The following is a 13,214-nucleotide window of genomic DNA, read 5'->3' on the forward strand; positions in this document are numbered from 1 at the left end:
CTCGTTATTTCAATAAATTCAATGATTCGCGGTTAAATGCTTCCAAATCATCAGGTGTTCGGCTTGTGACAATGTTGTGGCTGACGACTACTTCTGCATCTTTGTAGTTAGCGCCGGCATTGATTAAATCTTTGCGGATGCTGCGGTAACCTGTGATATCTTTGCCTTTGAGAAGATCCGTATCAATCAGCACTTGCGGGCCGTGGCAAATTGCGAAAACAGGTTTATTGTTTTCAACAAATGCTTTCGCGAATTCACCCGGACGGTCATCGGCGCGAAGCAAATCAGGAGAGAATCCCCCAGGAATTAAAAGGGCATCAAATTCACTTGCCTCCACATCAGAGATGGCTTTGTCGATCTTTATTTTCTCACCATGCTTACCGGTTACTTCTTTGCCAGCTTCCAAATCGATAGTTGTGACACTATAGCCAGCTTCTTCGTATGCTTTTACCGGACTTGTATATTCGATATCTTCGAATTGGTCTGTAACGAGAACTGCAATTTTTTTGCTCATAAAAACCCTCCTAATCACTATCTATCCATAGAATAGCAGGAAGGTGGCACGGTCTTCAAAATATTTGCTTAAAGAGCTCGTTTTTCATTCGTTTAACAGAAAAGCGGCTCAGCCTATGGAAGGAATAATCCATTTTTAAAAGGTTACAATGTGGAAATATCATTTTGGAGGACGTTCGGATATCTTCAATATTTTCCGCATCGTTACTCAAGTTACGATCTTGTCATCAAGCACCATAAGTATTGTGAAAAACCTTGTTGTTAAAAATAAGATCTAAAACTAAGGGCTCCTGCAGGTTGCTTTAAAAATTTTACCAATGAACCTGGAATGTGATAGCAGCTTAAAAGAAAATAAAAAATAGGAGGATGTAAAATGATCCTCTCTTTATTTTTACCGCTGATTAGATACTGTGCGGCATAATAAGTTAATGACATAGCAAAACGCCATAAAAACTTCTTATGGCGTCTTCCGTACAGGAGGTATTTGCTCGCTTTGGATTGAAAAGCTTCAAGACTAATAAAGGAATGAAGCACCAACAATGATTAACAGAATGAATAGTACTACGATTAAAGCGAAGGTGCTGCCATAATTATTTGAGTTTCCCATATAGCTGCCTCCTTTAGTAGATTAGAAACATCTCAAGACTAATAAAGGAATGAAGCACCAACAATGATTAACAAGATGAATAGCACCACCACTAACACGAAGGAGCTGTTGTAACCATTTGACATGTTATCACCTCTTCCTTTGGAGATAGTATAAGATATGCAAAACAATAATTTTCGACATGGAGTTAAGTCTAATTAAGAAAAAATGAATATTTTGTCTAATTGTGTAATCAGAGAAATGTATAACTATTAAAACAAACTCAAGTGTACCGTCTATGGAAAGAAAGCGATGGAACTCGCTTATGGGAGGATGATTTGCAATCGTAGTCTTTCAAAAACTAAAACCAGACGGCCTGTCTTTTAACAAGGGTCAGTTTCAATCCGCAATCTTTTTATTATTACTTTAGATTCAAAAATTTTGACAAAACAATGTATTTTCAACAATATCGCAGCCCCTTTATGTATACTGAGTCTATCATTACAATATGTAGAAGGGGGTTATAAAATGAAAATCAGTTTGAAGAAAAAAGCGGATTTCTGGAAGAAGGCAGCGATTTTATCCCTTGTTTTCACCATGTTTTTTACCCTGATGATGAGCGAAACAGTTTTTGCGGCGGGACTGAGTAAGGATCAAAAGCGCCGGGCGGAACAGCTGACAAGTATCTTTGAAAACGGCACGACGGAGATTCAATACGGGTATGTGGAGCCATTGGATGATGGAAGAGGCTACACATGCGGCCGGGCAGGCTTTACTACGGCTACCGGAGATGCGTTGGAAGTTGTGGAAGTATACACAAAGGCGGTACCGAATAACAAACTGAAAAAGTACTTGCCTGAATTGCGCCGTCTGGCCAAGGAAGAAAGCGATGACATCAGCAATCTCAAGGGGTTCGCTTCTGTCTGGAAGTCGCTGGGTAACGATAAGGACTTCCGCGCTGCCCAAGACAAAGTAAATGACAGCTTGTACTATCAGCCTGCCATGAAACGATCAGATAACGCGGGACTGAAAACGGCACTGGCAAGAGCCGTGATGTACGATACAGTGATTCAGCATGGCGATGGCGATGACCCGGACTCCTTTTATGCCTTGATTAAACGCACGAACAAAAAAGCGGGCGGCTCACCTAAAGACGGAATTGATGAGAAGAAATGGTTAAATAAATTCTTAGATGTGCGATATGACGACCTGATGAATCCGGCAGATCCTGATACTCGTGATGAGTGGAGAGAATCTGTTGCGCGAGTGGACGTGCTTCGCTCTATCGCCAAGGAGAACAACTATCATCTAAACGGACCGATTCATGTTCGTTCAAACGAATACGGTAACTTCGTAATCAAATAAGCGGGGAGTGAAAAGAAACCGCTGCAGATGAACTAATCTAAAAGATACCAAAGATGCTGGTATCTTATTTTTTTCGCGGTAAAAAAGTATTCCATTTTCTCTATCATGATTAGGTCATGCGCAGATACCTTAAAAGATCTTGAGGTGTAATGTCCGATTCGGTTTTTGGGAAGACTGCCGCTCCAAACCTCAACATGTTTGAAGCAGACCGGATAGGAAAGAAGCTGGATGATGTAAAGGGCGGCTTATTGCAGATTTCCCCTTCACATCATTTGGTAGTTGCGATGTGTATAAACTGCTCCGTCCATAATACGCCGTGCGGTACGGACGATCTTTATCCCAGATGGCTCCAACATTGTTTCGATGATACCAGAAGAATGAGCTAGCCGAACCTTTGCAGAATGGATTTTTGCTAGTCTTGCAGGGATTGTACCTTCCAATGAAAGGGCTGTCGTCGTACATATCGCCCCAGTGACAGCCAGTGCTTGATGAGGCTTTTGCATGGACATCATCCTGATGTGTAAGTCCATCTCAACGTTTGAATGCCATACACCTGTACTATCCTTATATTTCTCTGGTTTTGATACTATAGCTAGTTTAGGGACAGCTGGTGATAACTTCGTAGCAGAAAATCGGCTGGCGAAGCCGCATTTCTCTGCAGCAATGGATCTTAATTCTTCAAATTGAGCCAGCTGCAGATCAGTAAATTCTTCTGCAAGTTCCGTTCCATTCAGGCCGATACTGCTTGCTTCCACAAAAACTAATGGATTTGCGTAGTCAATAATAGACACCTCTATTGGGCCTTGACTTGTATCTAAAAACTCCGAACGATTTCCAGTAGGCAATAATTGACCGGTAACCGAACCAGCAGCATCATGAAAGTTTAAATAGATTGGAGATCCAGATCCAGGCACTCCGGATATCGTAACGTCTCCGTCATACTTGACCTGACCGTCTTCCACCTCCACTTCTGCAATGATCATTTTATTCGTATTGGTATTCAGTATCCTTACCGCAGTCATTGGTTCAGTCGCTTTTACAAGTCCTTCTTCTATAGCAAATGGACCGACGGCGGCGGAGATATTTCCGCAGTTACCCTTAAAGTCCACTTTTTCTTCCGAAATGCTGACTTGACCGAAAGTGTAGTAAACATCAATATCCGAAGGATCTGCTTTCTTTACTATTGCCACTTTACTAGTCAGGGAATTACCGCCGCCCAATCCATCTATTTGTCTTTTATCAGGACTTCCCATGACATCAAGCAAAAAGGGCTCCCACTCGTTTTTATTGTGTGGCATGGCTGATTCATGGAAAAAAACGCCCTTGCTTGTTCCGCCTCTCATGATTGTTACATTCGTCTTAACCATCGTCATCATCCTCATCTTAAAGGTTGTATTTTATGTTTTTTAGTGTAGAAGGTAAAAAGACGAAAATAAAATATAAATTTTCTTAATATTCAATATAAAAACTTTTATAATTGTGAAGAAGAGATGGAAAGGAAGATAAAAATGGATGAAAAAGATTGGGTTTTATTGAAAATTCTTCACGAAGAACAAAATGTAACAAAAACAGCAGAACGATTATTTACGTCACAACCTTCCATAACGTATCGATTGAATAAGATTGAAGAGATTTTCAACATTAAATTATTCACCAAAAGGCATAAAGGAATTACCTTTACTGCGGAAGGAGAACACTTAGTTACTTATGCAAAAAGAATGTTACAGGAACTCCAAGATACCAAGGATAATATCTCGAATTTAAGCAAAGAGGTGCAAGGACATCTAAGGCTGGGGGTTTCAAGCAATTTCGCTCAATATAAGCTCCCTAAGTTACTAAGGGAATTTTCCATTATGTATCCAAATGTCCAATATAGTGTGCAAACAGGCTGGAGCACAGATGTCATGAAATTATTAGATGCTGGCATTGTACAAGTCGGTATACTGAGAGGAAGCCATCGCTGGAAAGGAGAGAAGGAGCGGCTGACACGGGAAAAAATACATATTATCTCAAAACAGCCAATAACGATAGATCAACTTCCTTTTTTGCCTTTTATCAAATATAAAACGGATGCTTCTTTAAAAACGATTATTGATGATTGGATGCATACGAATCTAAAACAAGCCCCCATTATTGCAATGGAAGTGGATCGACAAGAGACTTGCAAAGAGATGGTAAAGCATGACCTTGGCTACGCCATAGCACCAGAAATTTGCCTGCGGGAATCTGATCATTTGTACACAATGGACCTATATAATGCTAAGGGTAAGCCGCTAATGAGAGATACTTGGCTAATGTACGATCAAAAATCATTGGGAATCAAAATCGTTAAAGCATTCATTGAGTTCTTAAAGGATGAACAAATCGTAACTATTTAATATGATGATAGAATTTTTTTTGCAACACAGTAAAAAAATATTTATTTAACTTATTACACCGTATAGGATATGCTAATCAAAATTCATTTGAAAGCGCATTCGCGGAGGTGTAATATGCTTACTATTTTAGGTTTTTCGATGGTAACAGTTTTTACAATATTAATAATGACAAAGAAAGTCTCGCCTATTGTTGCCTTGACCATCACGCCTATTGTTTTTGCTCTTATTGGAGGTTTTGGTAAGGATATAGGTGACATGATTTTAGATGGAATACAAACAGTTGCAAGTTCAGCGGCATTGCTATTGTTTGCCATTCTTTTTTTCGGAATTTTAATAGATACAGGTTTATTTGACCCACTAATAGAAAAAATCTTATCGATAGTAAAGGGCGATCCTGTAAAAATAGCGATAGGTTCTGCCGTCTTGGCAATGCTTATCGCTTTAGATGGAGACGGTACAACTACCTATATGATAACAGTCTCAGCAATGTTGCCTTTATATAAAAGAATTGGTATGAATCCTATGGTTATGGCGACATTAGCCATGCTATCGTTGAGTATCATTAGCGGAATGACTCCATGGGGCGGACCAGCTACAAGAGCTATTTCAGTGCTAGGTTTGGATCCTTCAGATTTCTTTGTGCCATTACTTCCGACCATGCTTGGGGGAATTGCATGTGTTATCTTTCTGGCCTTTTTAATGGGTAGGAAAGAAAGGAATCGAATAGGCATAGTGAAATTAGAGCATGGAAAAATAACAGAGGACAGCTCTCAATCTTATATGGCTGCTGCCTTGGATAGCGAGCAATTGAAAAGGCCGCGCTTCATATATCTTAATTTATTCCTCGTAATAAGTATCATGGTGTTTATTGTGCTTGGAACTAAGCATCCATCCGTTTTATTTTTAATTGGTTTTGTTCTTGCCCTTACTATAAATTATCCTAATGTAAACATGCAGAAGGAGCGAATCGCCGAGCATTCTGCTAATGCAATTACTGTAGTATTATTGGTATTCTCAGCCGGAGTTTTTGCCGGCATATTATCCGGGACAAAGATGGTGGATGCCATAGCAGGATCATTAGTATCTATCATCCCCTCATCAATGGGTGAGTTATTCCCCGTTATTGTGGCACTCACCAGTATTCCGTTTACTTTTGTATTATCAAATGATGCATATTACTTTGGAATGGTGCCTATCTTTGCAGAAGCTGCCTCAGCATACGGGATAGAACCAGTGGAAATTGCAAGGGCATCTATAATGGGGCAGCCTGTTCATCTGATGAGTCCATTGGTTGCGTCAACACTGCTGTTAGTAAGCATGCTGAAAATTGACTTAGGATCCTTTCAAAGGTTTGCCGTTAAGTCGGCTGTCATTACATCAATAGTTATTACGTTGTTAGCAATCATTACAGGGGCTATCACTATTTTGTAAAGAGACAATCATTTAGACCGCAAGAAGAAAAGATCAAAACGGAGGAGACATGATGCGAAGCGAACAGGAAATGATGGATATATTTTTAGACTTTGCTTTGAATGACGAAAGAATCCGATTGGTCACTTTGGAAGGATCACGTACAAACAAAAATATTCCCCCTGACCCCTTCCAAGATTATGACATTTCATATTTTGTCACTGATATGGAATCTTTTAAAGGAAATGATCGGTGGCTTGAATTCTTTGGCACTCGCATTATGATGCAAAAACCCGAAGATATGGAGCTTTTTCCTCCCGAATTAGGTAATTGGTTTTCATACATCATTCTTTTTGAGGATGGCAACAAATTAGATCTCACCCTTATTCCAATTCATGAAGCAGAAGCTTATTTTGCTGAGAGTGATGGTTTGGTTGAGGTCTTGCTTGATAAGGATACTTTCATCAAACATAAAGTGATTCCAAATGATCGTCAATATTGGATCAAAAAGCCGACGGCAAGGGAATTTGATGATTGCTGTAATGAGTTCTGGATGGTTTCGACTTACGTAGTAAAAGGATTAGCAAGAAAAGAAATCCTTTTTGCGATTGACCATGTAAATGAAATTGTCCGTCCTAATGTATTGAGAATGGTGGCTTGGCATATCGCGTCGCAGCAAGGATATACATGTAGTATGGGGAAGAACTATAAATTTATGAATCGTTACCTTTCAAATAAAGAATGGGAAGAGCTAATGGCTACATATTCTGTGAATGGGTATCAAGAAATGTGGAAGTCTTTATTCAATTGCTATGCATTATTTAGAAAATATTCAAAAGCTGTATCAGAAAGTCTTGGATATCAGTATCCGGATTACGATGAAGGCATTACTAAGTATACGAAAAGAATTTATGAAACATTAAAGTGACTCCTTTTCCTTACAAACACTATCATTACAGGAATTTCATATGTAACGAAATACAATGAATCCACCACACTAGTTTGGTCACAAGTGGTGAGGCATATTCTATCGAATGTAAGACCTTACAGGGAGCGAAACTTTCGGTGCAGGGGCACTCGCTCATGCGTAAATAACCAACACTTCAAAGGGCCGGCGGATATTTCCCTCGTTTAGAAACTATGCCAGCATATCATGAATGACATAAAAAAAACGCCATAAAAACTTCTTATGGCGTTTACCGGACAAGGAGGTGAAATTTAAAAAAGGCGGCTTTGGATGGAAATACCTAAAGACTAGTAAAGGAATGAAGCACCAACAATGATTAACAGGATGAATAACACTACAACTAACACGAAGGAGCTGTTGTAACCATTTGTCATGTTATCACCTCTTTTTCTTGGAGATAGTATAAGATATGCCAAACAATAAATTTCGACATGGATTTATGTTTAATTATGAAAAAATGAATATTTTGTCTAAAGATGTAAAAGAGAACGCATTAAAATCCGAAAGAAGGGCTTTGCAATGATAAGACGCAAAGGATCTATGTTCGTGATAAGATCACATTCTGCTGTATCTTCTAAACATCCTTTTCAATATAGAGGTGCAGCACCGTTATTCTCAGTAACTGCTTCTATTTCAATACTCATTCTGCACTCTCCTTATTTGATCATATACACCCGCGGGTTTAAAAGCATGCTGGAGGGCGGTAATGACACTATGTCACAAATTCGTGCCCTTTATAAACATGTCGAGAGTCCTGTTCCTTGTTCTATTTTTCGCCTAATATTTTGTTCTTTTTAACAGAATGGGGAACTATAATTGAATGATAGATTCATAAATCCACTAAATTTTTATAAGGAGGATTTTTGTGTTTCAAACCTTAGACCACTTTTTCCAATCTTGGGAGTTCGAAGCTGATGCCACACAGAAACTGCTAAATAGTCTAACTGATGAATCGCTTACACAAGAAATCACTTCACAGCATTGGACTTTAGGCCGTATTGCTTGGCATACTGTTGCGGCTATTCACATCATTACCTCAAACACAGACTTAACGTTTCAAGCTCCTGCTGAGGATTATCCTGTTCCTTCTTCAGCTCAGTTTATAGCTGACAGCTATCATGAAGCCAGTGAGGCATTTGTACAGGCATTAAAAAAACAATGGACTGACCATACCCTTCAAGAACGTATCAACTTTATTGGTCAACAATTGCCAAATGGTTCACTTTTGATGTTTTTAATTCAGCATCAAGCTCATCATCGGGGACAAATGACTGTTCTTATGAGACAAGCGGGTTTAACTGTTCCGGGCATTTATGGGCCGGCAAAAGAGGAATGGGGAAAGTTTGGGTTGGAAGCCCCGTAATCAAACGCAAGCGATTACGACTTCTTTGATTTACTTTAAAAGGAATTCGAACTAACAAAGAAGATACAAAACGATAGTTTGTATTCTCTTTGTTTTTTCTTTTCAGAGTTTCTATGAAGAGGCATCTATGGCCACACGTTTCCTAATGAACGAAGGGAATTCAAAAAATAGCCATGCCGCATTTTGATGGCATATGATTGTATGTACGGAAGCTTAATATGAAGCAACATGAAAGTCGAGATGCAAAAGTGTTATGTCAAATAATTCGACTTCATGTCTATATGGCAAAATTCATGAGCGAAATCATCCCATTGTCTTGGCGCCGCGAAGCTTGTAGCAGGTTTAAACGAAAGCCTAATATAAGTTTTCAATCCAATCCTATACAGATGAAAAACCTCCTTAAAGACGACAATCTAAAAAATGGATAGAGAAGACACAACTTTTTTTATAGGAAAACGTCCATAAGATGCAGGGATATCCAAATGAAATGGATTGTTGAACGGAGTTTCTTGTTGGAGGGGTTTAATATCAATAAAAACTTATTAAAAAGGGTAATGATTGTGCCAATATTATTCATCTGTTATGTTTTATTTTTACATCCTGAAGTTATACTTGAAGAGCAATGTCCTAATAAGCCTTATAGTTTCACAATCGTAAAGCACGGGACAGGGATATTCGATAAGAAAATTGTTTTAATATATTACAAGATCAACGGAAAAACAGTAGCTGTCGGAAATTTGGTGTTTTTTGAGAATTTCAGCAGAGATATAGATGTTATTTGGGATACGAATACGGATGATGGAACTTGGTGGATAGATAAAAGCGTACATTTAACCATGACTTATGCTGAAAATTTCAAGGGGGATTTAAACAAAAAAGATATTGATTTTGATTATGGTACTGTTCAATAAGAATGTAGCAGTTTGATTTAAAAGAGGAATATACACTTAAAGAACCGCCAGTCGCAGTTCTTCCTTTCCTGACAAATACCATGATTCCTGGGATGATCATAAGTGTAGCTGGTAATCAATACAGGTAAGTTCTCCACTCCTTGAAATTCCAAAGAGGGAGAACAAAAAAGTTTCTATACAATAAATGAAATAGAGAAAGGACATCCTTAATAGAAATGATAGATGAGTAAAAAATAAAAGAGAGGAGCTAAATGCTCCTCTCTTTTATTTATTAACTCTGATTTAGAAACTTTGTCCTGATTAATGAAACATAGTAAAACGCCATAAAAACTTCTTATGGCGTTTGTAGCATTACAGGAAGGTGATTCAAAAGGCTTTAGATTAACTCTGAGATTAGTAAAGGAATGTAGCACCAACAATAATCAACAGGATGAATAACACTACGATCAATACGAAGCTGCTGCCGCCTGAATATCCGCCGCCAGAGTATCCACCAGAATAGCCACCATAGAATCCCATAACGTCACCTCCTTTAGTGGAGATAGTATAAGGTATGCCAAAGCATAATTTTCGACATAGATTTAAGGCTATAAAAAAAGAAATGAATATTTTGTCTAATAGCGCGACTGGGCACATCAACAAAAACTAGTAAAACAAACAGAAACTCAATGATGAGATCTAGAGGTGGATCAGTGTAAAGGCACAATTAAACGTAATCTGCAGCACTATCCGTAAATGGAAAGCAAACGGTAAGTGGGAAGAAAAATGAAAAGGAGCGCTCCTTTCATCCAGGCGCTCCAAAAGGGAACAAAAATGCAATAGGAAATAAAGGCGGTGCAGCTCCAGTCAGAATTCAACATGCTGTGACTCCCTTTATTTTGACCAGGTTACTTTTTACATCTTTGTATTCCTTCGCTTTGCTGCTGCGTTTCCGTCATAACAAAATATGACGGAAACGAACTGTTATGTGGGTTAAATGGCGGAAATGACTCGTTTAGGGTATAGAGCGATTCTTGAGGTCTGAAATTAGAAAAAGAAGTTAAGGAACGGCTAAAGGGAATTAAAGCTAACGTCGTTTATCGAATCAAACAAGGAATTCATGAGCAGGTGCTAGAGTTACATTTCGGGATGCTTCTTTCATTTCGCCATTTGACATAGATCCGAAAAAGGCAAGTCCAATTAAAACGGCGGATAAACTGATAAACAATTTAGATTTCATACATGCATTCCCCTTTCGATATTTGCTTTTGAGCATATACCATCTTCTTGAAACAGATGATACTATCCTCTATTTTTCCATTATAATCGAAAAGATTGCCTCCTAACAATGCCATCTCTTCCAGATAAGGGTATCCTTTGCCATTCTCTAATCGAGAAAAAATATTGAGGAGTTTAGGTGTATCGCCATTTCTTAAATAAAGAACGTCTAATGCTTCAAATAAGTTCATAAAAAGTTCGTCTTTAAAGGCTGCAGCACTTCTGATTCCCTTGTGGAAGCAATCCAATGCCAATTCTTTTTTGCCTTGTTTAAAATAAATCAACGCTAAATCATGATAGGCCTGCGGAAGTACGTCAGAGTTTATCTTTCTGTATTGAATCAAGGCTTGCTCAATATAACGTGCAGCCTTATTTAAGCTGTCCATTTTGTGATAGCAGTTGCCGAGATTGAAAAATGCAGTGGCATAGATGTGAGTATTTTTACTCTTAAGCAGCTCGGCACCCTGTAAAGCTTCTTGAAGGTGGGGAAGAGCTTTTTCATGATTTTCAAGGTCATCGTAGTTGCCGGCGATGACAAAATGGCACTGTATACGCCGGATAAGGTAAAGTTCATGTTTCTTATAGATATTGTATGAAAGCTCGGCGTAATGCATCGAGATATGTGTCATCTTCATATGATAATAGACTTCAGACAGTTTAAAATAAAACTCAGCCTTTTCAATCTTGTCGGAGATCGCAGGAATTTTGCGTTCAGCTTTTTTGTAATATGTAATGGCCTTTGTATATTTGCCATTTCTGAACTCATACATCCCGCGGAAGAAGTTATAATAATACGCGCGCATATTGTCTAGCTTCTTCTTATAGCCTTCGATTTTCTTTAAATATTCTGAAAGTTCCATTCGGTTTTCATCAGATGGCAACGTGTATTCCAGCATGATTTTATGGCGAAAGGCCATCAATTGATAATAAATAAGCAGATCTTGATCTTCTTCCATCACCTCTATGTCACGTTCTATTTCTGCCTTTAGCATTTCAGCATCAGTTACGTTGAACTTTTGAATATGCCTGTGCCATTCGTTAATCTTCATCCCCACTTCAGCAGATGTAATTGATATCAAGATATTCACCCTCCCCTTAACTCTACTAATAATGTAAATATTAACAAGTTTTCGTTTGCAGAAAAAGGCAATACGGCACCGCAATTAAAATTTTCGGTGAGACCGCAATAACTTTTTGGCCTCGTATTAGGAAGCTTGATTAACTGCAAAGGGTAACGAAACGAAGTTAGAGGAGTAAACCATGTGCTTGCTCCTCTTTTTCTGTTATCAGGTAGTCGTCGCGAGGTTGTAATCAAGTCGCAAATGTATTGAATTATTTGAATGCAAAAGAACCTTGCAGGGAGAACTTTCATAAAAAAATATTTTGACATTTCAGGAAAGGATATATATTCATATATGAATATGTAATCATGTATCGTGTTGTTTATGTGAGTTTAGAAAGCCCAATAAAAGATAAAAAATAATAAACAGATAAAATCAAGAAGCTTTAGTTAAGGAGGAGATCTTTATGGGGCACAATCATACTGAAGGATCCAATAAAAAAGTTTTATTATTCTCTTTTATCATCATTACAGGTTATATGATAATAGAAGCTGTAGGCGGATTTTTAACAAATAGTCTGGCGCTCTTATCGGATTCAGGCCATATGCTAAGCGATTCAATCTCATTAATCGTTGCCTTGCTTGCTTTTAGAGTGGCTGAAAAAAAGGCAAGTCACAATCATACATTCGGCTATAAACGATTTGAGGTTCTCGCTGCGGTGATAAACGGGGTTGCATTAATTCTTATTTCTCTTTACATCATTTATGAAGCAATTGAACGTTTCTCTCATCCGCCGGAAGTTGCTACAACTGGCATGCTTACGATTAGTATTATCGGGTTAGTTGTGAATGTATTGGTTGCATGGATTATGATGAGAGGCGGAGACACAGAGAATAATTTGAACATAAGAGGAGCTTATTTACATGTGCTAAGCGATATGCTTGGCTCTGTAGGCGCCATTTTAGCTGCTGTGCTTATCATCTTCTTTGGGTGGGGCTGGGCAGATCCATTGGCTAGTATCATTGTGGCTATTCTTGTTTTAAGAAGCGGTTACCATGTGACTAAAGATGCCATTCACGTTTTAATGGAAGGAACTCCGGAACATATCGATGTCACTGACATCATTCATACAATTAAAGAGACAGAGGGAATTCAAAACATTCATGATTTACACATATGGTCTATCACAAGCGGATTAAATGCTCTTTCTTGCCACGCTGTTGTTGACGATCAACTGACCGTTTCTGAAAGTGAAAATATTTTACGGGAAATTGAACATGAACTTGAGCATAAAGGCATTACACATGTAACTATTCAAATGGAAACAGCAGCGCATAATCACGACAATAAGATCCTTTGTCAGGCCAAAATGAAGAAGCCGCATGACCACCATCATCATTAAA

At 38.4% G+C, this 13,214-nt stretch carries 14 protein-coding genes and 1 pseudogene; 7 read left to right on the forward strand and 8 right to left on the reverse strand.

What is annotated here, in order from left to right; genetic code table 11:
• Positions 1 to 4: 4 nt before the first annotated feature.
• The 3 genes and pseudogenes from yraA to V756_RS1000000123475 form a co-directional block, all read right to left on the reverse strand.
• On the reverse strand, positions 5 to 514 hold the full coding sequence (gene yraA / locus V756_RS0112440) for a cysteine protease YraA (RefSeq protein WP_024714939.1): 510 nt from the start codon (positions 512 to 514) through the stop codon (positions 5 to 7).
• 513 nt (positions 515 to 1,027) lie between these two features.
• Entirely contained in the window at positions 1,028 to 1,120 is a 93-nt protein-coding gene (locus tag V756_RS1000000123470; protein WP_024714940.1) for a YjcZ family sporulation protein, read from the reverse strand.
• A 38-nt stretch (positions 1,121 to 1,158) separates the two neighbouring features.
• A pseudogene (locus V756_RS1000000123475) lies at positions 1,159 to 1,236 on the reverse strand (YjcZ family sporulation protein); the annotation flags it as partial.
• A gap of 391 nt (positions 1,237 to 1,627) precedes the next feature.
• On the opposite strand from V756_RS1000000123475, the gene csn reads away from it, so the two are divergent.
• On the forward strand, positions 1,628 to 2,464 hold the full coding sequence (gene csn / locus V756_RS0112455; RefSeq protein WP_024714941.1) for a chitosanase: 837 nt from the start codon (positions 1,628 to 1,630) through the stop codon (positions 2,462 to 2,464).
• 263 nt (positions 2,465 to 2,727) lie between these two features.
• On the opposite strand, the gene V756_RS0112460 is transcribed toward csn, so the two are convergent.
• A complete protein-coding gene (locus V756_RS0112460; RefSeq protein WP_024714942.1) occupies positions 2,728 to 3,831 on the reverse strand; it encodes a 2-methylaconitate cis-trans isomerase PrpF family protein in 1,104 nt (367 codons plus the stop codon).
• Positions 3,832 to 3,972: 141 nt separating this feature from the next.
• On the opposite strand from V756_RS0112460, the gene V756_RS0112465 reads away from it, so the two are divergent.
• The 3 genes from V756_RS0112465 (at position 3,973) to aadK (ending at position 7,180) form a co-directional block, all read left to right on the forward strand.
• Positions 3,973 to 4,842, forward strand: a complete 870-nt coding sequence (locus tag V756_RS0112465) for a LysR family transcriptional regulator (RefSeq protein WP_024714943.1) — start codon at positions 3,973 to 3,975, stop codon at positions 4,840 to 4,842.
• Positions 4,843 to 4,956: 114 nt separating this feature from the next.
• Positions 4,957 to 6,273: a citrate:proton symporter gene (locus V756_RS0112470; RefSeq protein WP_024714944.1), complete on the forward strand. Its 1,317-nt coding sequence runs from the start codon at positions 4,957 to 4,959 to the stop codon at positions 6,271 to 6,273.
• A gap of 52 nt (positions 6,274 to 6,325) precedes the next feature.
• Positions 6,326 to 7,180, forward strand: a complete 855-nt coding sequence (aadK, locus tag V756_RS0112475; RefSeq protein WP_024714945.1) for an aminoglycoside 6-adenylyltransferase AadK — start codon at positions 6,326 to 6,328, stop codon at positions 7,178 to 7,180.
• Positions 7,181 to 7,506: 326 nt separating this feature from the next.
• On the opposite strand, the gene V756_RS1000000123480 is transcribed toward aadK, so the two are convergent.
• Complete coding sequence (locus V756_RS1000000123480) at positions 7,507 to 7,593, reverse strand: YjcZ family sporulation protein (protein ID WP_081719797.1); 87 nt, start codon at positions 7,591 to 7,593, stop codon at positions 7,507 to 7,509.
• A 491-nt stretch (positions 7,594 to 8,084) separates the two neighbouring features.
• Between V756_RS1000000123480 and V756_RS0112480 the strand changes: the two genes are divergently transcribed.
• Together V756_RS0112480 and V756_RS0112490 are read left to right on the forward strand one after the other, a co-directional pair.
• Positions 8,085 to 8,582, forward strand: a complete 498-nt coding sequence (locus tag V756_RS0112480) for a DinB family protein (protein WP_024714946.1) — start codon at positions 8,085 to 8,087, stop codon at positions 8,580 to 8,582.
• A gap of 482 nt (positions 8,583 to 9,064) precedes the next feature.
• Positions 9,065 to 9,493 carry a hypothetical protein gene (locus tag V756_RS0112490; RefSeq protein ID WP_032682096.1) on the forward strand — a complete coding sequence of 143 codons (429 nt, stop codon included), beginning with the start codon at positions 9,065 to 9,067 and terminating at the stop codon, positions 9,491 to 9,493.
• 393 nt (positions 9,494 to 9,886) lie between these two features.
• On the opposite strand, the gene V756_RS0112495 is transcribed toward V756_RS0112490, so the two are convergent.
• From V756_RS0112495 to rapE, 3 genes are all read right to left on the reverse strand, one after another.
• Entirely contained in the window at positions 9,887 to 10,012 is a 126-nt protein-coding gene (locus V756_RS0112495) for a YjcZ family sporulation protein (RefSeq protein ID WP_024714949.1), read from the reverse strand.
• A 565-nt stretch (positions 10,013 to 10,577) separates the two neighbouring features.
• Positions 10,578 to 10,712, reverse strand: a complete 135-nt coding sequence (phrE, locus tag V756_RS0112505; protein WP_024714950.1) for a phosphatase RapE inhibitor PhrE — start codon at positions 10,710 to 10,712, stop codon at positions 10,578 to 10,580.
• Positions 10,702 to 11,829: a response regulator aspartate phosphatase RapE gene (gene rapE, locus V756_RS0112510; protein WP_024714951.1), complete on the reverse strand. Its 1,128-nt coding sequence runs from the start codon at positions 11,827 to 11,829 to the stop codon at positions 10,702 to 10,704. Before rapE ends, phrE begins: the two co-directional genes overlap by 11 nt.
• A 448-nt stretch (positions 11,830 to 12,277) precedes the next feature.
• Here rapE and V756_RS0112515 point away from each other — a divergent pair, with 448 nt between their 5' ends.
• Positions 12,278 to 13,213, forward strand: coding sequence for a cation diffusion facilitator family transporter (locus V756_RS0112515; protein ID WP_024714952.1), 936 nt, complete (start codon positions 12,278 to 12,280; stop codon positions 13,211 to 13,213).
• The last annotated feature ends 1 nt before the right edge of the window (position 13,214 follow it).

It is taken from the genome of Bacillus tequilensis KCTC 13622, from assembly GCF_000507145.1.
GTDB classification, from domain to species: domain Bacteria; phylum Bacillota; class Bacilli; order Bacillales; family Bacillaceae; genus Bacillus; species Bacillus tequilensis.

Bases quoted from the DNA above. Each gene is read 5' to 3' on its own strand.
- V756_RS1000000123480 (WP_081719797.1), bottom strand. From the start codon at position 7,593: ATGACAAATGGTTACAACAGCTCCTTCGTGTTAGTTGTAGTGTTATTC.
- V756_RS0112495 (WP_024714949.1), bottom strand. From the start codon at position 10,012: ATGGGATTCTATGGTGGCTATTCTGGTGGATACTCTGGCGGCGGATAT.
- V756_RS1000000123470 (WP_024714940.1), bottom strand. From the start codon at position 1,120: ATGGGAAACTCAAATAATTATGGCAGCACCTTCGCTTTAATCGTAGTA.
- yraA (WP_024714939.1), bottom strand. From the start codon at position 514: ATGAGCAAAAAAATTGCAGTTCTCGTTACAGACCAATTCGAAGATATC.
- phrE (WP_024714950.1), bottom strand. From the start codon at position 10,712: ATGAAATCTAAATTGTTTATCAGTTTATCCGCCGTTTTAATTGGACTT.
- V756_RS0112460 (WP_024714942.1), bottom strand. From the start codon at position 3,831: ATGGTTAAGACGAATGTAACAATCATGAGAGGCGGAACAAGCAAGGGC.
- V756_RS0112465 (WP_024714943.1), top strand. From the start codon at position 3,973: ATGGATGAAAAAGATTGGGTTTTATTGAAAATTCTTCACGAAGAACAA.
- V756_RS0112470 (WP_024714944.1), top strand. From the start codon at position 4,957: ATGCTTACTATTTTAGGTTTTTCGATGGTAACAGTTTTTACAATATTA.
- aadK (WP_024714945.1), top strand. From the start codon at position 6,326: ATGCGAAGCGAACAGGAAATGATGGATATATTTTTAGACTTTGCTTTG.
- csn (WP_024714941.1), top strand. From the start codon at position 1,628: ATGAAAATCAGTTTGAAGAAAAAAGCGGATTTCTGGAAGAAGGCAGCG.
- V756_RS0112490 (WP_032682096.1), top strand. From the start codon at position 9,065: ATGAAATGGATTGTTGAACGGAGTTTCTTGTTGGAGGGGTTTAATATC.
- V756_RS0112515 (WP_024714952.1), top strand. From the start codon at position 12,278: ATGGGGCACAATCATACTGAAGGATCCAATAAAAAAGTTTTATTATTC.